The sequence below is a fragment of the Blastococcus sp. HT6-4 genome (assembly GCF_039679125.1).
Lineage (GTDB): Bacteria > Actinomycetota > Actinomycetes > Mycobacteriales > Geodermatophilaceae > Blastococcus > Blastococcus montanus.
Window position 1 is genome coordinate 2,344,858 of sequence record NZ_CP155551.1, and the last position, 20,795, is coordinate 2,365,652.

The following is a 20,795-nucleotide window of genomic DNA, read 5'->3' on the forward strand; positions in this document are numbered from 1 at the left end:
CACCGAGTCGCCCCCGCACCGACCCGCGGTCGACGTCGACCGGTCCGGACCTGGAGGGGGTGGACGGCGTGGGCGCTGCACCGGCACCGCCCACGGCCGGCCTCGACGTCGACGCGGTGACCCACCGGATCACCCGGACGGCGCTCCGTCCCGGTCCGGTCGGCTCGGTCGGGCTGGAACTCGAGGCTCTCCTCGTCGAGCGGGCCCATCCCGGCCGGCGTGTGCCCTGGGACCGCGTCACGGACCTCCTCGCCGGCGTGGGGCCGCTGCCCGGCGGCAGCCGGATCACGCTGGAGCCGGGTGGCCAGGTGGAGCTCTCCGGACCGCCCGCCGACGGCGTGGCGACAGCGGTGGCGGCGCTGCGCGCCGACCGTGCGCTCCTCGCGGATGCCCTGGCTGCCGACGGACTGGCCCTCGCTCTGCTCGGCAGCGACCCGCTGCGCCCTCCGCAGCGGCTCAGCCCTGCCCACCGCTACGCGGCGATGGAGGAGCACTTCACGGTTGCCGGGTGCCGGGACGCCGGGCTCAGCATGATGACCGGCACGGCGTCGGTGCAGGTCAACCTGGAGGCCGGCCCCGCCGACGGCTGGGCGGCGCGGGTTGCCCTGGCCCACCGTCTGGGCCCGGTCCTCGTCGCGGTCTCGGCGTGCTCGCCCGCGGCCGCCGGCCGTCCCGGCGGCTGGCGGTCCTGCCGCCAGCAGATCTGGGGCGATCTGGACCAGGCGCGGTGCGGACCGGTGCTGACCGGGGACGACCCCGTCGGGGAGTGGGCCGCCTACGCGCTGGCCGCTCCGGTGATGCTGGTGCGCGACCCCACGACCGGCCGATCCGAGCCGGTGCGCACTCGGACGTCGCTGCGGGACTGGGCGGCCGGCATCACCCCGCTGGGCGGCCGTGCGCCGACCGCCGACGACGTCGACTACCACCTGACCACCCTCTTCCCGCCCGTCCGCCCGCGCGGCTACCTCGAGATCCGGTACCTCGACGTCGCGCCGGAGCCGTGGTGGCCGGCGCTCGCCGCGGTGACCGCCACGCTCCTGGACGACCCGGTCGCCGCCGACCGGGCCGCCGCGGCCAGCGCTCCGGTGGCCGGCCGGTGGAGCGACGCCGCCTGTCTCGGCCTGGCCGACGCCGCGCTGCGCACGGCTGCGGTCGGCTGCCTGTCCGCGGCACTCGACGCGGTGCCCGACGGCCTCCGCGACGACGTCGCCGGCCTGCTCGCCCTGGCGGAGCAGGGACGGAGCCCCGGCGATGCGGTGCTCGCAGCAGCGGGGACCGCGGACCCGCTCGCCGTCCTCTGTGCCGCCATCGACCTTCCGGAGGCATCCCGATGACCCCCGTCCCGACGCCGTCGGCACTGCGCGAACGCCTGGCGGGCGACCTGGCGGCCGCGCGAGCCCGGACCCTGCTGCTCACCGACCACGACGAGCCGGAGCTGGTGCGCCAGCACACCCCCCTGCTCAGCCCGCTGGTGTGGGACCTCGCGCACATCGGCCAGCAGGAGGAGCTGTGGCTGCTGCGCGCGGGCGATCCCCACCGGGCGAGCCTGCTGCCCGCGGACGTGGAGGCGCTGTACGACGCGTTCACCCATCCGAGGGCCGGCCGGGCGAGGCTGCCGCTGCTGCCGCCTGTCGAGGCGCGCGGCTTCTGCTCGGAGGTGCGCGGTCGGGTCCTGGACCGGCTCGACCGCCTGGGAGACGGCGACGACCCGTTCGACTTCGCGATGGTCGTCAGCCACGAGCAGCAGCACGACGAGACCATGCTGCAGGCGCTGAACGTGCGGACGGGTCGACCGCTGCTCGGCGCCGGATCCCCGCTGCCGCCCGGGCGTCCCGGGCTGGCCGGCACGTCGGTCCTGGTCCCGGGTGGCTCCTTCGTACTGGGCGTGGACCCGGCCGACGAGCCGTTCTCGCTGGACAACGAGCGGCCGGCCCACCGGGTCGACGTACCGGCCTTCCGGATCGGGCGGGTGCCGGTGACCAACGCGGAGTACGCGGAGTTCATCGCCGACGACGGCTACCGGAACTCCCGGTGGTGGTCGGCCCGCGGCTGGGAGCACCGGACCTCGGCGGGCCTGGAGCGCCCGCAGTTCTGGGGGCAGGACGGCACCCGCACCCGCTTCGGGGTGGTCGAGGACCTGCCGCCCGACGAGCCGGTGCAGCACGTCACCTTCTTCGAGGCCGAGGCCTACGCCGCCTGGGCCGGAGCCCGGCTGCCCACCGAGGTGGAGTGGGAGAAGGCCGCCGTCTGGGACCCGTCGGCCGGCCGACGGCGGCGGTTCCCGTGGGGCGCGGCCGAGCCGTCGCCGGCTCTCGCGAACCTGGGCGGGACGGCGCTGCGCCCGGCGCCGGTCGGCGCATACCCCGCCGGCGCCTCCGCGTACGGGGTGGAGCAGCTGGTGGGCGACGTCTGGGAGTGGACGTCCTCGTCCTTCGAGCCGTGGCCCGGCTTCCGGCCGATGCTGTACGTCGACTACTCGGCCCCGTTCTTCGGCGGGGACTACCGGGTGCTGCGCGGGGGCGCGTGGTCGGTGGGTTCCTCGATCATCCGGCCGAGCTTCCGCAACTGGGACCACCCGATCCGCCGGCAGATCTTCAGCGGCTTCCGGCTGGCCTGGGACGTCTGACCGTGTGCCGTCACCTGGGCTGGCTGGGACAGCCGCGGTCGCTGGCCGAGCTCGTCCTCGAGCCGCCGTCCTCGCTGCTGGTGCAGTCGTGGGCACCGCGGCGGCAGCGCTACGGCACGGTCAACGCCGACGGGTGGGGCGTGGGCTTCTGGGCTCCCGGATCCGACGGTCCGGTGCGGTGGCGGTCCCCCCGGCCGCTGTGGGCCGACCCCTCCTTCGCGTCGGTCGCGCCGGTGCTGCGCTCGGGCTGCGTCGTGGCCGCGGTGCGCTCGGCCACCGTCGGCATGCCGCTGGAGGAGAGCGCGGCGGCGCCGTTCACCGATGGGCGGGCGCTGGTGTCGCACAACGGCCGGGTGGACCGTGCGGCGCTGCCCGCGGTGCGGGACGCGGAGTCCACCGTCGACAGCGCGCTGCTGGCCGCGCTGGTGTTCGACCGCGGGCTGGACGCCCTGGCGGACGTCGTCCGGGAGGTGGCCGGGCGCGACCCGGCGGCCCGGCTGAACCTGCTCGCCGCCGACGGCGCACGGTTGCTCGCCACCACCTGGGGCGACACCCTGTCGGTGCTGGTCACGCCCACCGGCACGGCGCTGGCCAGCGAACCGTGGGACGACGACCCGTCGTGGACCGACGTCCCCGATCGCCATCTCGTGGAGGTGACGCCGGACGGCGTCGCGCTCGTCCCCCTCGACCCACCGGAGTCCGCGTGACACTGTCCCTCATCGACCACTTGGGTCTGGTCGACGCCTCGGCCGCCCTGCGCGCGGACGCCCTCGCCGGGCTGACCGCACGGCCGAAGTCCCTGCCGCCACGGTGGTTCTACGACGAGCGCGGCAGCGTCCTGTTCGACGAGATCACCCGGCTGCCCGAGTACTACCCGACGCGGGCCGAACGCGCGGTGCTCGGGGCGCGGGCCGTCGAGATCGCCGCGGCGTCCGGCGCCGACACGCTCGTCGAGCTCGGCAGCGGGACGTCGGAGAAGACCCGTCTCCTGCTGACCGCACTGCGCGATGCCGGCACGCTGCGCCGGTTCGTGCCCTTCGACGTCGATCCCAGCGTGCTGCACGCCGCCGGCGCGGCCATCACCGCCGAGTACCCGGCGGTCGACGTGCTGGCGGTGGTCGGTGACTTCACCCGCCACCTCGGGGAACTGCCCCGCGACGGCCGACGGATGGTCGCCTTCCTCGGTTCCACGATCGGCAACCTCGAGCCCGGCCCCCGGACCGCGTTCCTCCGGGACCTCGCCGGCACCCTGAACCCCGGCGACACCTTCCTGCTCGGCACCGACCTGGTGAAGGACCCCGATCGGCTCGTGCGCGCCTACGACGACGCCGCCGGGGTCACCGCCGAGTTCAACCGGAACGTCCTCGCCGTGCTGAACCGGGAACTGGACGCCGCCTTCGACCCGGACCTGTTCGACCACGTGGCCCGGTGGGATCCCGCCGAGGAGTGGATCGAGATGCGGCTCCGGTCGCGCGTCGACCAGCGGGTGCGGGTCGGCGCGCTCGAGCTCGACGTCCCCTTCGCCGGCGGTGAGGAGATGCGCACCGAGGTCTCGGCCAAGTTCCGCCGTGCCGGGGTCGAGGCCGAACTGGCCGCCGCCGGGCTGCGGCTGACCCGCTGGTGGACCGACCCGGACGGCGACTTCGGGGTCACCCTCTCGACCCCCGTCTGACGCCCGGCCGCCCCTCTCGACGCCGGCGCCCGCTCAGGGGCGGCCCGCGTCGGCGGCCGCCGGCGTCTCCCCGCCCTCCAGGTCGCCCTCCGTGTCGAGGTAGGCCTGCTGGAGCTCGGCGAGCAGCGCCGGGTCCGGCTCGGCCCACATCTGCCGGTCGACGGCCTCGAGCAGCCGCTCGGCGATGCCGTGCAGCGCCCACGGGTTGCTCTTCTCCATGAACTCCCGGTTCTCCGGGTCGAGCACGTAGGTCTGGGCGAGCTTCTCGTACATCCAGTCGGCGACGACGCCGGTCGTAGCGTCGTAGCCGAACAGGTAGTCGACGGTCGCGGCCAGCTCGAAGGCGCCCTTGTAGCCGTGCCGGCGCATGGCGGCGAGCCACTTGGGGTTCACCACGCGGGCGCGGAACACCCGGGAGGTCTCCTCGGTCAGCGACCGGGTGCGCACCTGCTCCGGCCGGGTCGAGTCGCCGATGTAGGCCGCCGGCGACGAGCCCGTCAGCGCGCGGACGGTCGCGACCATGCCGCCGTGGTACTGGAAGTAGTCGTCGGAGTCGGCGATGTCGTGCTCGCGGGTGTCGACGTTCTTGGCGGCCACCGCGATCCGCTTGTACGCCGTCTCCATGTCCGGTCGGGCCTCGATGCCGTCCAGGTCCCGGCCGTAGGCGTAGCCACCCCAGACGGCGTAGACCTCGGCGAGGTCGGCGTCCCCGCGCCAGTTCCGGCTGTCGATCAGCGAGAGCAGCCCCGCCCCGTACGCGCCGGGCTTGGAGCCGAACACGCGGGTGGTGGCTCGCCGGCGGTCGCCGTGGGTCGCGAGGTCCGCGTCGACGTGGGCCTTGACGTAGTTCTCCTCGTCGGACTCCGACTCCAGCGAGGCGGCGAGGGTCACCGCGTCGTCGAGCATGGTGACCACGTGCGGGAAGGCGTCGCGGAAGAAGCCGCTGATCCGCACGGTGACGTCGATCCGCGGCCGGCCCAGCTCGTCGAGCGGGATCGGTTCCAGCGCGGTGACCCGCCGCGACGCCTCGTCCCACACCGGGCGGACGCCGAGCAGCGCCAGCACCTCCGCGATGTCGTCGCCCGAGGTGCGCATGGCCGAGGTGCCCCAGACCGACAGCCCGACCGACCGGGGGTACTCGCCGGTGTCGGCGCGGTACCGGTCGACCAGCGACTCGGCCATCGCCTGCCCCGTCTCCCAGGCGAGGCGGGAGGGCACCGCGCGCGGGTCGACGGAGTAGAAGTTCCGGCCGGTCGGCAGCACGTTGACCAGCCCGCGCAGCGGTGACCCCGACGGCCCGGCCGGCACGTAGCCGCCGTCCAGGGCGTGCAGCGTGGCGTCGAGCTCGTCGGTCGTGCGCTCCAGCCGGGGCACCACCTCGGCGACGGCGAACCGCAGGACGGCGGCGACGCCCTCGTCGTCCCGGCCGAGCACCTCGCGCACGACGTCGTCCACCGCGCCGGCGGTCCAGCCGCGCTCCTCCATGCCCCCGACCAGCGCGTCGGCCAGCGCCTCGACGGCGTCGGTGGCCGTGAGCCCGGCGGTGCCGTCCTCCACGAGGCCGAGCGCCTCGCGGAGGCCCGGGAGGGCGACCGAGCCGCCCCAGATCTGCCGTGCCCGGAGCATCGCCACCACGAGGTCGACCCGGTTGCGGCCCGACGGCGGCGTGCCGAGCACGTGCAGGCCGTCGCGGATCTGGGAGTCCTTGATCTCGCAGAGCCAGCCGTCGACGTGCAGGATCATCTCGTCGAAGTGGTCGTCCTCGGGCCGCTCGTTGAGGCCGAGGTCGTGGTCCAGCTTGGCCGCCTGCAGCAGGGTCCAGATCTGCGCGCGGACGGCGGGCAGCTTGCCCGGGTCCATCGCCGCGATGTTGGCGTGCTCGTCGAGCAGCTGCTCCAGCCGGGCGATGTCGCCGTAGGAGTCGGCGCGCGCCATCGGCGGCACCATGTGGTCGATCAGCGTGGCGTGCGCCCGGCGCTTGGCCTGGCTGCCCTCGCCCGGGTCGTTGACCAGGAACGGGTAGATCAGCGGCAGGTCGCCGATCGCGGCGTCCGGCCCGCAGGAGGCGGACAGGCCCACGGTCTTGCCGGGCAGCCACTCCATGTTGCCGTGCTTGCCGACGTGCACCAGCGCGTGCGCGCCGAACACCGACCGCAGCCACCAGTACGCGGCCAGGTAGTGGTGCGAGGGCGGCAGGTCGGGGTCGTGGTAGATCGCGATCGGGTTCTCCCCGAAGCCGCGCGGCGGCTGCACCATCAGCACGACGTTGCCCGCGCGCAGGGCGGCGAAGACGATCGCGCCGTCGGACTCGTCGACGAACAGCGACCCGGGCGCCGGGCCCCAGTGCTCCTCCATCGACTCCCGCAGGTCGGCCGGCAGCGTCTCGAAGAACGCCCGGTACTCGGCGGCGGGGATGCGGACCGGGTTGCCGCTGAGCTGCTCCTGGGTCAGCCAGTCGGCGTCCTGGCCGCCGGCGGCGATCAGCGCGTGCACCAGCGCGTCGCCGTCGAGGTCGGCCACCCCGGGCAGGGCGTCCGGACCGTCGAAGGGCCCGATGTCGTAGCCCTGCCCGGCCATCGCGGCCAGCAGCCGGACGACCGAGGCGGGGGTGTCCAGGCCGACGGCGTTGCCGATGCGGGCGTGCTTGGTCGGGTAGGCGGACAGCATCACCACGATCCGGCGCTCCTCCGGCGGGGTGTGCCGCAGCCGGGCGTGGGCGACGGCGGTGCCGGCCACGCGGGCCGCCCGCTCCGGGTCGGCGACGTAGGAGGTCAGCCCGTCCTCGTCGGTCTCCTTGAAGGAGAACGGCACGCTGATCAGCCGGCCGTCGAACTCGGGGATCGCCACCTGGTTGCCGACGTCGAGCGGGGAGAGCCCGTCGTCGTCGGCCAGCCACTCCGCGCGGGACCGGGTGAGGCACAGCCCCTGGATCACCGGCAGGTCGAGGGCCGCGAGCTCGCCGACGTCCCAGGCGCCGTCGTCCCCGCCGGCCTGCGCGGTGGCCGGCCGGGAGCCGCCGGCCGCCAGCACGGTGACGACCATGGCGTCGGCGGTGCGCAGCGTCTCCAGCAGCCCGGGGTCGACGGTGCGCAGGCTGGCGGTGAAGACCGGCAGCGCCTGTCCCCCGGCCGCCTCGATCGCGGTGCAGAGGTCCTCGACGAACGCGGTGTTCCCCGCCAGGTGGTGCGCCCGGTAGTAGAGGACGGCGACCCGCGGGCCGGTCGTCGTCGCGGGGGTGCGGTCGAGCACCCCCCAGTCCGGGGCGACCGACGGCGGCTCGAACCCCTCTCCGGTGAGCAGCACGGTGTCGGAGAGGAAGCGGTGCAGCTGGACGAGGTTGTCCGGGCCGCCCTGCGCCAGGTAGCCGTGGGCCTCGGTGGCCACGCCCATCGGCACGGTGGAGAGCTCCATCAGCTCGGCGTCGGGCACCTGCTCGCCCCCGAGGACGACGACCGGCACCGGCCCGGCGAGCAGCGGCGCGAGCATCTCCTCGTACTGCCGCCGCACCCCGAGGATGCGGACGACGACCAGCGCGCTGCCCTCCACCGCGGCGGTGATGCCCGCGTCGTCGAGCCGGGCCGGGTTGCCCAGGCGCCACTCCGCGCCGCTGGCCCGGGCCGACAGCAGGTCGGTGTCGCTGGTGGAGAGCAGGGTGAACACGCGTTCCGCCTCCCTGGGGGTCCGCGCCCCGGGTCGCTGGGCACGGCAGCCGGAGTGTCTGGCTCGCCCGGAGGCTCACAGTGGCGGGACCGCGCCGGGTTCGCACCGGCTTCCTCGCTGCACTGCCGTGTTGTGCTCCGGACGCTACCGGGGTGCGTGCGCTGCGCGAACCGGTACCCACCGTCCGCATCCGGACGGCGCCCCGGAGGGGAAGGACGGGTATCGACCGGTTCGCCCCGAAGGAGTCGTCATGGCACTGCGTCCGCACCTCCGCCGCACGCGCACCACCCCCGAGGCGCCACCGGGTCCCTCGGGACCGGCCGCCCCGCCGGCCCGTGCCGCCGAGCCGGCGGGCTCCGGCCCTCCGGAGCCGGGGGGCTCCCCGGCCGCCAGCCCGGTGCCGGCCGTGCACCGGATCGGCGCGGTGGTCGTCGCGGCGGTGATCGCCGTGTTCGGCATCCTCGGCTTCGCCGACGGGCTGGACTTCTTCTCGACCGACGGCGAGCGGATCCTGGGCCTGTCGTCGAACGGCCTGCTCTCGACCATCTCGGTCGTCACCGCCGCCGTGCTCGTCGCCGCCGCCGTGAAGGGGCCGCGCATCGCGTCGACGGTCATAATCGTCGTCGGGGCGCTCTTCCTGGTCTCGGCGCTGGCCAACCTCGCCGTCCTGCAGACCGAGCTGAACTTCCTGGCGTTCCGCTTCGCCAACGTCGTGTTCTCCGTCGTCGCGGGCCTGGTCCTGCTGCTCCTCGGGGCCTACGGCCGGGTCAGCGGGAACCTGCCGCCCGAGAGCCCCTACGCCCACCCCGCCGAGGACGAGGCGGTCGGCGACCGCAGCCACGAGTACCCCTCGACGTCGGCGGAGTTCGCCGCCGAGCGGGCGATGCGGGACGCGGAGGTCGCGGTGGTCCAGCACACCGCCAGCGCTGACCAGCGGCGCCGGGTGGAGGCGATGTCCCACCACCGCAGCCGGGCCGACCGCCGTCGGGCGTGGATGTCCTTCGACGAGCCCGCCGGGGGGCCGGCGGTCAGGCCGTAGGTCTGGCGGTTCGCCTTTCCGACGGGCGGTCGAGGCCACCCTCGACGTCCGGGAGCCCGGCACATCGGACCTGGCCAGGACCGGATCGACCCCCTACCGTGGCCCGGTGCGGCGGGGAGGGCAGGACGACCGGCGAGGAGCCGGTTCCTCCGGGGCAACCCCGGGGCCTCGCACCAGAGCTGGACGATGCACCACCCGCCGGACGGCGCGCTCCGCGCACGTCCCGGCGCCTCCGTCACGGAGCGGCTGCCCTCCCCGCCGTCCCCTCCCGGCTCCCGGGACGTGACCACCGCGCGCCGGGCCGAGGTCCTCGCGACCGGCATCGCGACCGCGCTGCTGGCCGGGCGGTGGCGGCGGCCGCCGATGGTCCGCCGGGTCGCCGTCGCCCTGGGGTACCGCCGGGCCCCCCGCTGGGTGGGCACGCTGGTCGGTGAGGTGCTCGAGGCCTACTGGCAACCGCCGGCCGACCGCCCGCGGGAGCTGGCCGGGTTCATCCGCACGACGGCGGGCTGGGCGCGCGGCCAGGAGGCCGACGTGCCGCCGAGGGTGGTGCGCTGGGAGCCGGTCCCCACCTCCGTGGTCCGCCCCCGGCTCCCCACGGTGGAGCTGTCGGACCTGAGCGTCCTGGCCCGGCTGCTCGACCTGGACCAGGGCGAGCTGGCCTGGTTCGCCGACGCCCGCACCCTGGAGCGCACGGCGGCGGAGCCGCTGCGCCACTACCGCTGGCGAGCGGTGGACCGCCCGGCCGGAGTGCGGCTCCTGGCCGCGCCCAAGCCCCGACTGAAGGAGATCCAGCGCCGGTTGCTGCGGCACGTGCTCGACCCGGTTCCGGTACACGATGCCGCGCACGGGTGCGTCCGCGGCCGGTCGGTGCGGACGGCGGCCGCACCGCACGCGCGCGCCGCCGTCGTCCTGCGGATGGACCTGGAGCACTTCTTCGCGGGCATTCCCGCGCCCCGGGTCCACGGGCTGCTGCTGGGCCAGGCCGGGCTGCCCGAGCCGGTCGCGCACGCGGTGACCGGCCTGGTGACGACGGTGCTCCCCGCCGCCGTGTGGCGGCGCATCCCGCTGCCGGACGACCTCACGGCGCGGGAACGGCACCGGCGGCTCGGTGCCGGGCTGGCGGTGCCGCACCTGCCGCAGGGCGCACCCACCTCGCCCGCGCTGGCCAACCTGGTCTGCTACCGACTGGACCGCCGGCTGGCTGCGCTCGCCGCGTCGTTCGACGCCACCTACACCCGCTACGTGGACGACCTGACCTTCAGCGGCGGCAGCCGGGTGGGCCGCGGCCGGCTCGCCGAGCTGGTGGGCGACATCGCGCGTGAGGAGGGCTTCCGGGTGAACACCGCCAAGACCCGCACGATCAGCGCGGCCCGGCGGCAGGACGTGCTCGGCGTCGTGGTCAACGACCATCCGGCGCTGCCCCGCCGCGACCGCGACGCGCTGCGCGCGCTGCTGCACAACTGCGCCACCCGGGGGTGGACCACCCAGCTCCGCGGACGCGACCCCGCCGGCTTCCGCGACCACGTGCTGGGCCGGGTGGCCTGGGCCGCATCGGTCGATCCGGCGTTCGGCGCCCGGCTGCACGCGATGGCCGACCGCATCGACTGGAGCATCGACGGGAGCTGAGCCCCGACGGCCCGCGGTAGGGACACCGGCCGGGGACGTAGCCTCGCGGGCGCCATGACCGCTATTCCCCGAGCCCGCGCCGACGCCTGCCCCGGTGCGCTGCAGACCCACGCCGCAGCCGACGGTGCCCTGGCCCGGGTGCGGGTGCCCGGCGGCGCGCTCACGGTGGCCCAGCTCCGGGTCCTCGCCGCCGCCGCCCGGGAGCTCGGGGACGGGGCGCTGGAGCTGACCAGCCGCGGCAACGTCCAGCTGCGCGGGCTCCGGCCGGGCGCGGAGCCGGAGCTGGGCGACCGGCTGGCGGCGGCCGGGCTGCTGCCGAGCGCCACCCACGAGACCGCGCGCAACGTGCTGGCCAGCGTGCTCAGCGGCCGGGCCGGCGGACTGCTGGACGTGCGCCCCTGGGTGCCGGCCTTCGACGCCGCCCTGTGCGCCGATCCCGCCCTGGCCGAGCTGCCCGGCCGCTTCCTGGCCGCGTTCGACGACGGCCGTGGCGACGTCGCGGGGCAGGCGCCGGACGTCGGGCTGCTGGCCCTCGACGCTGGCACGGTGGCGCTGCTGCTGGCCGGGGCCGACACCGGCCTGCGCGCCGCCCCGGGGGACGCCGTCGCGCTGGCGCTGGCCGCCACGCGCGCCTTCGTGAGCGAGCGCGCGGCCCAGGGCGGCACCGCCTGGCGGGTGGCCGAGCTGACCGAGGGCCCGGCCCGCATCGCGGCCGCCCTGGACGCCCCGACCGGACCGCTCGTCGACGTCCCGGCTCCCCCGCGCACCGGGCCGGCCGGTGCGGTGCGGCAGGACGACGGGCGGACGGCGGTGGTCGCCGTCGTGCCGCTCGGCCGGCTGACGGCGGAGCAGGCGGGGCTGCTGGCGGACACGGCCCCGGCCGGGCTGCAGCTGACCCCGTGGCGCAGCGTCGTCGTCCCCGACCTCCCGGACGCCTCGGCCGCCGACGTGCTCGCGGCGGCCGGGCTGGTGCTCGACGCCGGCAGCCCGTGGCTGCAGGTGACGGCCTGCGCGGGGCGGCCCGGCTGCGCGAAGTCGCTCGCCGACGTGCGCACCGACGCGGCCTCGGCCGTCGCGGCCGGCACGCTGCCCGCCGGCGGCGCTCGGCAGCACTGGGCCGGGTGCGAGCGCCGCTGCGGCCGCCCGTCCGGCGAGGTGGTCGACGTCGTCGCCACCGGCGCCGGCTACCGGGTCGGCGGCACCGGTCGCGGCTGATCCGCGGAGGAGCGCACGCCGCTGCCAGGCCCGCACGACGCCGAGCCGTTCGTGATCGGTCCCTGCGGCCGCGCTGTCAAGACTACCGGGGTCAGCCTGCATCGACAACCCGAAAGCGCAGGTCAGACGCCTGTCCACAGATCTGCGGGAAATCTTCGTACATGTGTTCGACAGCTGCGGGTGATGCGCTGGACCGGTTGACGGCCGCGCTGGACGACCTCGCGGCCGAGGACCTGTCCGGCCGGTTCGGCCCGCAGCTGCTCGACCGGCTGCGGCCGCTGCTGGTGGCGAGCAACCGGCTGGCCGCGGAGGTCATCCGCACCGTGCGGGAGTGCGAGGTCACCTCCGCCGCCGAGCACGACGGGCAGAAGGCGATGGCGTCCTGGCTGCGCGGGCACGCCCGGCTCTCCCCGGCGGCGGCGTCGCGGATGGTGCGCTCCGGGCGGGCGCTGGCGCAGCTGCCGGCGGTGGCCGAGGCCGCCACCGCGGGTGCGATCACCGCCGAAGCGGTCGCGGTGATCGCCCCGGTAGCCGCGCCGGGGAACGTGGCCGCCGCCGAGGCCCAGCAGGTCGACCTCGCCGGGGTGGACACCACGCTGGCCGAGGTCGCCGCGAGCCGCCCGCACGCCGAACTGCGCCAGGTCGTGGACCACTACCTGGCCCGGCTCGACCCCGACGGGCCCGAACCCGACCCGACCGAGGGCCGGTCACTGGTGTTCGTCACCCACGCAGATGGCAGCGTCGGATTCCGCGGCGAGCTCGACGCCGTCGGCGGGGAGAAGTTCCAGGCCGCGGTCGAATCCATCGTCCAGGCATCCCGCCCGGCCGGGGACATGCGCACCCGCGCCCAGCAGTCCGCCGACGCCCTGGTCCAGCTGGCCGACAACCAGCTCGCCTCCGGGCAGCTGCCGGTCCTGCGCACCGTGAAGCCGCACGTCATCGTCCGGATCGACCTCACCGACCTGGTCGACCCCGCCACCGGACCCGGCGCGGCCACCACCGGGCTCGGCGCGACCATCTCCGCCGCCCGCGCCCGCTGGCTGGCCTGCGACGGCAACGTGAGCCGGATCGTCATCGGCCCCGACGGCGAGCTCCTGGACCTGGGCCGCCGGCACCGGGTGGTCCCGCCGCCGCTGCGCCGGGCGGTGGAGTACCGCGACCGGGGATGCGTGTTCGCCGGCTGCGACGCCCCGGCCTCCTGGTGCGACGTCCACCACCTCGTGCACTGGGCCGACGGCGGAGAAACCTCGCTGGAGAACTCCGCGCTGCTGTGCGAACGCCACCACACCAAGGTCCACCACGGCTTCCGCGTCGAACGAGATACCAGCGGCCGATGGCACACCTACCGGCCCGACGGAACCGAGATCCTCATCCTCCCCCGCAGCACCGCAGAACCCGAACGCTCACGCACGGGCTGACCACGTCAGACCCGGTCGGCCGCCACGTGAACTGGAGCAGTCGTCCGTACGCGCCTGTTCGCGAGGCACTGACACGCCGGTCCGACGTCCTAGAGCCGCATCCCAGGCGGGCTCGACCTCTCCGACGTCGATGACGAAGAGTGGGTACTCGCTGACCCACGTGCCGAGACCACCCAGCAACGACAAGAGCCCCCACCGTCCAGATGACGGTGGGGCTCTCTGCACGGCGCGTAGCCGGGGCTCACTGCCGTGGGATACGGCAGCGTCAGTCAGTCGGTGTCACGGCGTGCCTCGTTCACCCTGATGCCGGGACGACGCCTCCAATCTTGAGGTACAGCGGGTAGTTGCTGTCGATGCCGTGCGCCTTGAGGGCCGCCTCGGCGCTGCCCACGGCGTCCACGGCGTCGGTCGACACCAGCACGTCCACACCGTCCCCGGAGGGCCTCGCGCCCGCGGCCTGCACGATCGGAGCGTGGTCACGGACCAGTCGCTGAGCCTCGGCTCGGAGCTCGCCGGTCGGGTACTCGGTCGGCTGTAGGACGACGTCGAAGGGTGCGTCGGCGTACTCGTCGAGCAGCTCCTGCAGGGCCGCGGGGGGCCGTCCGTGCCAGCGAACCACCACGTGGGTGCGGTCCAGGCTGATCTCCGGGAATCCGAAGTCCGGCGAACCGTCGAACTGTCTGCTCAGCCGCTCCAGCAGCTCGTGCATCTGCGCGGGCACGGGAGGATAGGACAGATACTCACCGAGTCCCAGCCCGTCGGCACGGGGCGGCACCTTCTCGGGGACAGCCTGCAGCGGCTCGAGTTCGAATCCGGGCGGGAACGTGTGGAGTGCCATCGGCGGCACGACATCGGGCGTCGGGTCCCCGGCCTGCGGGGACGCGGCGCAGGCGACGAGAGCCCCGGTGAGCAGGCCGACGCAGCCGGCGAGCAGCCACGGGCGGGCGCTCGCCCACCGGCCGCCAGTCGATGCCTGGCGGAACTGCCTCGCTCGATGGGTCTGGTGGGCAGCCACGGGTCGGACCTAGTTGATGATCCGGTCCTCGTCGGCGGGGACGCCGACGAGGGCCGGGTCGATCGGGTAGCTGACGTCGCAGATGTACTCCGCGCGGTGGAAGGCGGCGAGCTCAGCGTTCGGGATCGCGTAGTGACCTTCCTCAGTCGGCGCGTAGCCGTGCTCCGCCATGCACGCCGTTACCAGCGCCTCCTTCTGCTCCGGCCTCACCAGTGCGATGACCGGCACGTCCGGCGGGTCGGTGATGCCGAACATCTCGGCTGCATCCGCGCGCTGCTGCTCCAGGCTGGGCGTGGTCGGCTCTGCCGCAGCCGGCGCGGGGGCGTCGGCCGCGGCGTTGGCCGGTGCGGCCACGTTCCCGCCGGCGGGCTGGTCGAGCAGCACACCGCCGACGGGGATGGCGGCCACTACGAGCGCCACCCCGAGAGTGGAGGCCACGACGCCGGTCCGACGACGGTTGCTCCGCCGGCGCAGGTCCTCGACCCGCTCCAGCAGGTCACTGGGCGGCTCACCGACGAGTTCGGCGTCGCGGCGCAGCGCGTCGCGCAGGTCGCTGCTGTTCATCGCATTTCCTCTCGCTGCAGGGTGTTCTCGGTGGATGGAGCGAGTACGGAGCGCAGGCGTGCCAGTCCACGGGATGCCTGGCTCTTCACAGAGCCGATCGAGCAGCCCAGCGCCGCGGCGGTCTCGGCCTCGGACAGGTCCTCGTAGTAGCGAAGGACAATTACCGCTCGCATCCGGGATGGCAGCGCCTCCAGCGCCGCCACTGCTCGGCCCGGGACGGCCGCCGGGTCGCCGTAAGGCGAGTGGTCATCGGGCGGCTGGTCGATGAGTACCTCAGTGACCCGCCGGCGGCGGAGCCAGCTGGCCTGGGTGGTGACCAGCACCCGGCGCACGTAGGGGTAGGCGGCTTGGTGGTCGGCGATCTTCGACCAGCGCCGGGATGTCTTCAGCAGGGCAGCCTGCAGCAGGTCCTCGGCCGACCAGCGGTCACCGGTGAGCAGGTAGGCCACCCGCAGCAGCGCCGGAGACCACTGCGCGACGAAGTCGGCGAAGTCGGCCTCGCTCTCCCTGACCACAGCACCCCCCGGTCCGGCACCCCGGCCGGGTGCGCTCTCACCTGTACACACGCCCGACCCGCCGGAAAGGTTGAGAGGACAGCCAGCTTCTTTCAGCCAGGTCCTCCGACCGGGTGAGTCGGCGGTCGGCCCCGGCCCCGGCCCGGGCCCGGGCCCGGGCCCCGGCCCCGGCCACGTGGCATTCCGCGTGGGACAGGGCTCAGGGTGTCGGCGTAGAGTCCGGAGTGCCGCAGCCGACGCGGCGTGTTTCCCACCCAGAACAACGCTTGCTGCCGAACTTGGAGTGAGCGGAGTACGGCTCATGAGGGTGACGGCATGGGTCCATTGCTGGGTCAGCTCCCGCCGGCCTCGGTGCCCTGGTGGTAGACGGCACGCCAGTTGTCGGTCGTCCGCTCCCAGATGGTCGCGCGACGGGTGACTCGGGATCCCTGGCGCAGCAGGTACGTCAGCAGATGGGTGTGGGCGCCCAGGGGTCGGCAGGCGAAGTCGCTGGTCTCCCACTCCTCCGGCGCCCCTTCCGCATAGCGCTGCTCGAGCACGGACCAGACGAACTCGTGGTCGTAGCAGGTTCCGGACGCGCCGACCTCCCAGAAGTCCTCGGCGGTCATCGCCTCGAACGACGCCCGCGAGGTGCCGAACTCGGTCCGGTGGAACAGCGGCTCCCGGGCCATCAACTGGTGCAGGACGTCGGCGTTCTCCGGCGCGCTCATGGCGATCACTGTGCGCGGTCGCCCGGCCGCCGCTCCTGCGGGATGAACCCATCCATCACCCTCCCGGACTGTCCGGTCGTCGCCGGCCCGCATGTCGCGGCGGCCGGTCGGAGCCCCGGCCACCGTTCCCCCGGACGGCCGTCGCGGCGCGGGCCGTAGCCTCCGTGCCGATGTACGACTACGAGAAGGACGGCGCCGAGATCTACCGGCGCTCGTTCGCCACGATCCGCGCCGAGGCCGACCTCGCGAGCCTGCCCGCCGACGTCGCCCAGGTGGCGGTCCGGATGATCCACGCCTGCGGGCAGGTCGACCTGGTGGGCGACATCGCCTACTCCCCCACCGTGGTTACCCGCGCCCGGGAGGCCCTGCGCGCGGGCGCGCCGGTGCTCTGCGACGCCCAGATGGTCGCCAGCGGGGTCACCCGCCGCCGGCTGCCCGCGGGCAACGACGTCGTCTGCACCCTGAACGACCCCCGCACCCCCGGCCTCGCGGCCGAGCTGGGCACCACCCGCACCGCCGCGGCGCTCGAGCTGTGGCGCGACCGGCTCGACGGCGCCGTGGTGGCCATCGGCAACGCCCCGACCGCCCTGTTCCACCTGCTGGAGATGGTGGCCGCGGGCGCGCCGCGGCCGGCCGCCGTCGTCGGCATCCCGGTGGGGTTCATCGGCGCGGTCGAGTCCAAGGACGCGCTCGCGGAGTCCGACCTCGAGTTCCTGGTGGTCCGGGGCCGCCGCGGTGGCAGCGCGATCACCGCGGCCGCCGTCAACGCGATCGCGAGCACGGAGGAGTGAGCGCGGTGGACGGTTCCTCCCCCGGCCGGCTCTACGGGGTCGGGCTGGGCCCCGGCGATCCCGAGCTGGTCACGGTCAAGGCCGCCCGGCTGATCGGCGCCGCCGACGTCGTCGCCTTCCACGCCGCCCGGCACGGCCGTTCGGTCGCCCGCGCGCTGGCCGAGCCCTACCTGCGCGAGGGCCAGGTCGAGGAGCTGCTGGTCTACCCGGTCACCACCGAGACGACCGACCACCCCGGCGGCTACCAGGGCGCCATCGACGAGTTCTACGAAGCCGCCGCGGCCCGGCTCGCCGCCCACCTCGACGCCGGGCGCGACGTCGTCGTGCTCGCCGAGGGCGACCCCCTCTTCTACGGCTCGTACATGCACATGCACAAGCGGCTGGCGCACCGCTACCCCACCGAGGTCGTCCCCGGGGTCACCAGCATCACGGCCGCGGCCGCCGCCGTCGGCCGCCCCCTGGTCGAGCGCGACGAGGTGCTCACCGTCCTGCCCGGGACGCTGCCGGCCGAGCAGCTCGCCGAGCGGCTCGCGGCCACCGACTCCGCCGCGGTGATGAAGCTCGGCCGCACCTTCCCACAGGTGCGGGAAGCGTTCGAGCGGGCCGGCGTCCTCGACCGGGCCCTATACGTCGAGCGTGCCACCACCGACCGCCAGCGGTGCATGCCGCTGGCCGACGTCGACCCGGCGAGCGTGCCCTACTTCTCCCTGGCCCTGCTGCCCAGCCCGCTCACGCCGCAGCTCGTCGAGCCGGCGCGCCCGACCGAGCGGCCGGCCACGACCGGCGAGGTGGTGGTCGTCGGGCTCGGGCCCGGCGCCCGCGCCTGGACGACGCCGGAGGCCGCCGAGGCCCTCGCCGCCGCCGACGACCTGGTCGGCTACGGGCCCTACCTCGACCGCGTCGAGGTCAACCCGCGCCAGGCCCGCCACCCCAGCGACAACCGCGTGGAGGCCGACCGCGCCGCGCACGCGCTCGAGCTGGCGCGCTCGGGCCGGCGGGTCGCCGTCGTCTCCAGCGGCGACCCCGGGGTCTTCGCCATGGCCGCCGCCGTCCTCGAGGTCGCCGCCCGGCCCGAGTTCGCCGGCGTCCCGGTGCGGGTCGTCCCCGGCCTCACCGCCGCGCAGGCCGTCGCCTCCCGCGTCGGCGCCCCGCTGGGCCACGACTTCTGCATCCTGTCGCTCTCCGACGTCCTCAAGCCCTGGGACGTGATCGTCGACCGGCTCCGCCACGCCGCAGCCGCCGACCTGGTGATCGCCCTCTACAACCCGCGGTCCCGGCACCGCCCGCACCAACTGGGCGAGGCCCTGCAGGTGCTGCGGGAGATCCGCGCCCCCGGCACGGTGGTGGTCGTCGGCCGCGACGTCGGCGGGCCGCAGGAGTCGGTCACCGTCACCACGCTCGGCGACCTGGACCCGGAGACGGTGGACATGCGCTGCCTGGTGCTGATCGGCTCGTCGCAGACCCGGGTCACGCCGTCGGGGGCCGTCTACACCTCGCGCACCTACCCGGGGTGACACGCCGGGCGGGAATGTCCGGCAGATCGTTGTCCTTCCCCACCATCGTGGTTCCCCCGACGCTCTCCAGGACGCCCGCGTTCTGGTCGACCGCGGGCATCCTCCTGCTGGTGCTGGCGGCGTCCGGCGTCCCGACGCCGCTCTACCGCGTCTACCAGGAGCAGTTCGGCTTCGGCCCCGGGATGCTGACGACGGTCTTCGGCATCTACGCCCTGGCCCTGCTGGCCGCGCTCCTCGTCGTGGGCGGGCTCTCCGACCACGTCGGCCGCCGGCCCGTGCTCGTCGGCGGGCTGCTGCTGCAGGCCGTCTCGATGGGCGTCTTCCTCGGGGCCGACAGCGTCGGGTGGCTGCTCACCGCCCGCGTGCTGCAGGGCCTGTCGATGGGTGCGCTCACCGGCACCCTGGGCGCGATGCTGCTGGACACCCAGCGGCCCGACCGGCCGCTCGGCCCGCTGGCGAACAGCGCCGGGCCCGGCATCGGCCTCTCGCTCGGCGCGGTCGGCGCCGGCCTCACCGTCGAGTACGTCGCCACGCCCACCCGGTGGGTGTTCGCCGTGCTCGCCGTCGTCCTCCTGCTCTGCGCCGCCCTGGTCGCCCTGCTCCCCGAGACGTCCCCGCGCGCCCCCGGCGCGCTGCGGTCGCTGCGCCCGGCCGTGCGGGTACCCCGGCCGCAGCGGACGGCGTTCCTCACCGCCCTGCCGGCGATCGTGGCCGCCTGGGCCCTGGGCGGGCTCTACCTCTCCCTCGGCCCGTCGCTGGTCGCCTCCGTCTTCGGCATCGACGACCACCTCGTCGGGGGCCTGCTGGTGCTCGCCATGCAGGGGACGGCCGCGGCCGCCGCGGTGCTGGGCCGCTCGCTCGCCCCCGAGCGGGCCATGGTCACCGGCGCATCGGTGTTCGCCGCGGGGGTGGCGGGCACGATCGCCGCCCTGGTCAGCGGGAGCGTCGCCGTCCTCTTCGGCTCCGCCGTCGTCTCCGGGCTCGGGTTCGGCCTGGCGTTCCTGGGCGCGGTCGCCACCGCGAGCGCCGGTGTCGCGCCCGCCGAGCGCGCCGGGCTCCTGTCGAGCGTCTTCGTCGCCGGCTACCTCAGCTTCAGCGTGCCCGCGGTCGCCGCGGGCATCGCCGCGGGCATCGTGGGCCTGGAGACGGTCACCGAGGTCTACGCCGCCGTGCTCGTGGTCCTGGCGCTCGGCGCCGTCGCCGGCGTGCGGCTGCGCCGCCGGGCGACCCGCGCCGGCCGAGCGCCGGCACCGGAGTCGCTGGCGGCCTGACCGGCCCTCAGCTCCCCGGGTACGGGGTGGCCCGCAGCGCCCGCGCCAGGTGCGCGGCGTTCTCGGCCAGGGTCGCCGTCGTGGAGGCGACCGCCTCGGGGGTCTCGTCGAGGTCCATGTAGTCGCGGCTGCCCATCGCCTCGTCGTTCCAGTAGGTGCCGCCCTGGGACGGGATGGTGAACCCGATGTCGTTGAGCCCCTGGAACAGGTCGGCGGTGATCTTGTGCGCGCCGCGCACGACGTCCCCGGTGACCCCGTGCTTGCCCGGCTCGTCGAGCACCTGGCGGGCGATCAGGTCGCTGCTCGACGGTGCGGGCGAGGGCTTGAGGCTGCAGACGAGGGCAAGGGCACGGAGGGACGCGGTCTCGGTCATGCCCGTGGACTGCCGCGCCGCCCCGCTGCATCACACATGGCAATCAGATTGCGCGCGATCGGATCCACTCCAGGGCCGCATCGACCGTGGCCGCCACCGGGATGCCGGGCGGCAGCGGCGGACGGCGGACCAGCACGACCGGCACCCCCAGCTCTCGGGCGGCGGTGAGCTTGGCCGCCGTCATCGACCCGCCGCTGTCCTTGGTGACGACGACCTCGACCCCGTGCGCCCGCATCAGCGCCCGCTCGCCGGCCACGTCGAAGGGCCCCCGGGCGAGCACCACGGTCGCCCGGCGCGGCAGCGGCGGCTCCGGCGGATCGACCGAGCGCACCAGGCACTGCCCGGGCACGCCGGCGAACGCGGCCAGCCCCTGCCGCCCGGTCGTGACGAACACCGACCCGAATCCGGCCACCGCTGCGGCCGCCTCGTCCAGCGAGTCCACCCAGCGCCAGTCGTCCCCCGGCCCGGCCGTCCAGCCCGGTCGCTGCAGCCGCAGCAGCGGGATACCGGTGATCGCCGCCGCCTCCACCGCCGCCGCCGTCATCCCGGCCGCGAACGGGTGCGTCGCGTCGACGATCGCGCGCACCGGGCCCTCCGCCAGCCAGCCGGCCAGGCCCTCGGCACCCCCGAAGCCGCCGATGCGCACCTCGCCCGGTGGCAGCAGCGGATCGGCGACCCGCCCGGCGAGCGAGCTCAGCACGTCGACCCCCCGGTCGACCAGCGCCGCCGCCATCCGCCGGGCCTCCCCCGTGCCCCCGAGGACGAGCACCCGGCCGGTCATCC

General features: G+C 75.2%; 18 protein-coding genes and 1 riboswitch. Of the genes, 11 read left to right on the forward strand and 7 right to left on the reverse strand.

Annotation, left to right across the window (positions count from 1 at the left end):
- The first annotated feature begins 68 nt into the window (after positions 1-68).
- The 4 genes from egtA to egtD are packed head-to-tail and all read left to right on the forward strand — an operon-like array spanning position 69 to position 4,298.
- Positions 69-1,334: an ergothioneine biosynthesis glutamate--cysteine ligase EgtA gene (gene egtA, locus ABDB74_RS11305; RefSeq protein ID WP_346618589.1), complete on the forward strand. Its 1,266-nt coding sequence runs from the start codon at positions 69-71 to the stop codon at positions 1,332-1,334.
- On the forward strand, positions 1,331-2,626 hold the full coding sequence (gene egtB, locus ABDB74_RS11310; RefSeq protein ID WP_346618590.1) for an ergothioneine biosynthesis protein EgtB: 1,296 nt from the start codon (positions 1,331-1,333) through the stop codon (positions 2,624-2,626). The genes egtA and egtB overlap by 4 nt, the downstream gene beginning before the upstream one ends.
- A 2-nt stretch (positions 2,627-2,628) precedes the next feature.
- Positions 2,629-3,333, forward strand: a complete 705-nt coding sequence (egtC, locus tag ABDB74_RS11315) for an ergothioneine biosynthesis protein EgtC (protein WP_346618592.1) — start codon at positions 2,629-2,631, stop codon at positions 3,331-3,333.
- Positions 3,330-4,298, forward strand: coding sequence for an L-histidine N(alpha)-methyltransferase (gene egtD, locus ABDB74_RS11320; RefSeq protein ID WP_346618593.1), 969 nt, complete (start codon positions 3,330-3,332; stop codon positions 4,296-4,298). The genes egtC and egtD overlap by 4 nt, the downstream gene beginning before the upstream one ends.
- Positions 4,299-4,331: 33 nt before the next feature.
- Here the strand turns inward: egtD and cobN are convergent, their stop codons facing one another.
- Positions 4,332-7,958 (reverse strand): cobaltochelatase subunit CobN, encoded by a 3,627-nt coding sequence (cobN, locus tag ABDB74_RS11325; protein ID WP_346618594.1) that lies wholly within the window; start codon positions 7,956-7,958, stop codon positions 4,332-4,334.
- 52 nt (positions 7,959-8,010) lie between these two features.
- A riboswitch (cobalamin riboswitch) is annotated at positions 8,011-8,074 on the reverse strand.
- Positions 8,075-8,208: 134 nt separating this feature from the next.
- On the opposite strand from cobN, the gene ABDB74_RS11330 reads away from it, so the two are divergent.
- The 4 genes from ABDB74_RS11330 to ABDB74_RS11345 all read left to right on the forward strand — a co-directional run bounded on the left by ABDB74_RS11330 (position 8,209) and on the right by ABDB74_RS11345 (position 13,259).
- Positions 8,209-8,997, forward strand: a complete 789-nt coding sequence (locus tag ABDB74_RS11330; RefSeq protein ID WP_346618595.1) for a DUF4383 domain-containing protein — start codon at positions 8,209-8,211, stop codon at positions 8,995-8,997.
- 282 nt (positions 8,998-9,279) lie between these two features.
- Positions 9,280-10,626: a reverse transcriptase family protein gene (locus ABDB74_RS11335; RefSeq protein ID WP_346618597.1), complete on the forward strand. Its 1,347-nt coding sequence runs from the start codon at positions 9,280-9,282 to the stop codon at positions 10,624-10,626.
- 54 nt (positions 10,627-10,680) lie between these two features.
- Positions 10,681-11,841 carry a precorrin-3B synthase gene (cobG, locus tag ABDB74_RS11340; RefSeq protein WP_346618598.1) on the forward strand — a complete coding sequence of 387 codons (1,161 nt, stop codon included), beginning with the start codon at positions 10,681-10,683 and terminating at the stop codon, positions 11,839-11,841.
- Between the two features lie 188 nt (positions 11,842-12,029).
- Complete coding sequence (locus ABDB74_RS11345; protein ID WP_346623877.1) at positions 12,030-13,259, forward strand: DUF222 domain-containing protein; 1,230 nt, start codon at positions 12,030-12,032, stop codon at positions 13,257-13,259.
- 295 nt (positions 13,260-13,554) lie between these two features.
- Here the strand turns inward: ABDB74_RS11345 and ABDB74_RS11350 are convergent, their stop codons facing one another.
- The 4 genes from ABDB74_RS11350 to ABDB74_RS11365 form a co-directional block, all read right to left on the reverse strand.
- Positions 13,555-14,097 (reverse strand): hypothetical protein, encoded by a 543-nt coding sequence (locus ABDB74_RS11350; protein WP_346618599.1) that lies wholly within the window; start codon positions 14,095-14,097, stop codon positions 13,555-13,557.
- Positions 14,098-14,283: 186 nt separating this feature from the next.
- Positions 14,284-14,838: a hypothetical protein gene (locus ABDB74_RS11355; protein ID WP_346618600.1), complete on the reverse strand. Its 555-nt coding sequence runs from the start codon at positions 14,836-14,838 to the stop codon at positions 14,284-14,286.
- Positions 14,835-15,353, reverse strand: a complete 519-nt coding sequence (locus tag ABDB74_RS11360; RefSeq protein WP_346618601.1) for a SigE family RNA polymerase sigma factor — start codon at positions 15,351-15,353, stop codon at positions 14,835-14,837. Before ABDB74_RS11360 ends, ABDB74_RS11355 begins: the two co-directional genes overlap by 4 nt.
- A gap of 332 nt (positions 15,354-15,685) precedes the next feature.
- Positions 15,686-16,063 carry a hypothetical protein gene (locus ABDB74_RS11365; RefSeq protein WP_346618602.1) on the reverse strand — a complete coding sequence of 126 codons (378 nt, stop codon included), beginning with the start codon at positions 16,061-16,063 and terminating at the stop codon, positions 15,686-15,688.
- A gap of 170 nt (positions 16,064-16,233) precedes the next feature.
- Here ABDB74_RS11365 and ABDB74_RS11370 point away from each other — a divergent pair, with 170 nt between their 5' ends.
- From ABDB74_RS11370 to ABDB74_RS11380, 3 genes are read left to right on the forward strand one after another with little or no spacing between them, the layout of a single operon-like run.
- Positions 16,234-16,854 (forward strand): precorrin-8X methylmutase, encoded by a 621-nt coding sequence (locus ABDB74_RS11370; RefSeq protein WP_346618604.1) that lies wholly within the window; start codon positions 16,234-16,236, stop codon positions 16,852-16,854.
- A gap of 5 nt (positions 16,855-16,859) precedes the next feature.
- Positions 16,860-18,368: a precorrin-2 C(20)-methyltransferase gene (locus ABDB74_RS11375; protein WP_346618605.1), complete on the forward strand. Its 1,509-nt coding sequence runs from the start codon at positions 16,860-16,862 to the stop codon at positions 18,366-18,368.
- 47 nt (positions 18,369-18,415) lie between these two features.
- Positions 18,416-19,639: an MFS transporter gene (locus ABDB74_RS11380; protein WP_346618607.1), complete on the forward strand. Its 1,224-nt coding sequence runs from the start codon at positions 18,416-18,418 to the stop codon at positions 19,637-19,639.
- Between the two features lie 7 nt (positions 19,640-19,646).
- On the opposite strand, the gene ABDB74_RS11385 is transcribed toward ABDB74_RS11380, so the two are convergent.
- Both ABDB74_RS11385 and ABDB74_RS11390 read right to left on the reverse strand, forming a co-directional pair.
- The gene (locus tag ABDB74_RS11385; protein ID WP_346618608.1) at positions 19,647-20,012 is read right to left on the reverse strand and encodes a hypothetical protein; all 366 of its coding nucleotides are present in this window, start codon (positions 20,010-20,012) and stop codon (positions 19,647-19,649) included.
- Positions 20,013-20,055: 43 nt separating this feature from the next.
- Complete coding sequence (locus ABDB74_RS11390; protein ID WP_346618610.1) at positions 20,056-20,793, reverse strand: cobalt-precorrin-6A reductase; 738 nt, start codon at positions 20,791-20,793, stop codon at positions 20,056-20,058.
- Positions 20,794-20,795 lie beyond the last annotated feature (2 nt).

What these genes read in the sequence shown, in the direction of transcription:
- egtB (WP_346618590.1), top strand. Translation starts at nt 1,331, where the DNA reads ATGACCCCCGTCCCGACGCCGTCGGCACTGCGCGAACGCCTGGCGGGC.
- ABDB74_RS11330 (WP_346618595.1), top strand. Translation starts at nt 8,209, where the DNA reads ATGGCACTGCGTCCGCACCTCCGCCGCACGCGCACCACCCCCGAGGCG.
- cobG (WP_346618598.1), top strand. Translation starts at nt 10,681, where the DNA reads ATGACCGCTATTCCCCGAGCCCGCGCCGACGCCTGCCCCGGTGCGCTG.
- ABDB74_RS11350 (WP_346618599.1), bottom strand. Translation starts at nt 14,097, where the DNA reads ATGGCACTCCACACGTTCCCGCCCGGATTCGAACTCGAGCCGCTGCAG.
- ABDB74_RS11355 (WP_346618600.1), bottom strand. Translation starts at nt 14,838, where the DNA reads ATGAACAGCAGCGACCTGCGCGACGCGCTGCGCCGCGACGCCGAACTC.
- ABDB74_RS11365 (WP_346618602.1), bottom strand. Translation starts at nt 16,063, where the DNA reads ATGAGCGCGCCGGAGAACGCCGACGTCCTGCACCAGTTGATGGCCCGG.
- ABDB74_RS11370 (WP_346618604.1), top strand. Translation starts at nt 16,234, where the DNA reads ATGTACGACTACGAGAAGGACGGCGCCGAGATCTACCGGCGCTCGTTC.
- ABDB74_RS11385 (WP_346618608.1), bottom strand. Translation starts at nt 20,012, where the DNA reads ATGACCGAGACCGCGTCCCTCCGTGCCCTTGCCCTCGTCTGCAGCCTC.
- ABDB74_RS11390 (WP_346618610.1), bottom strand. Translation starts at nt 20,793, where the DNA reads ATGACCGGCCGGGTGCTCGTCCTCGGGGGCACGGGGGAGGCCCGGCGG.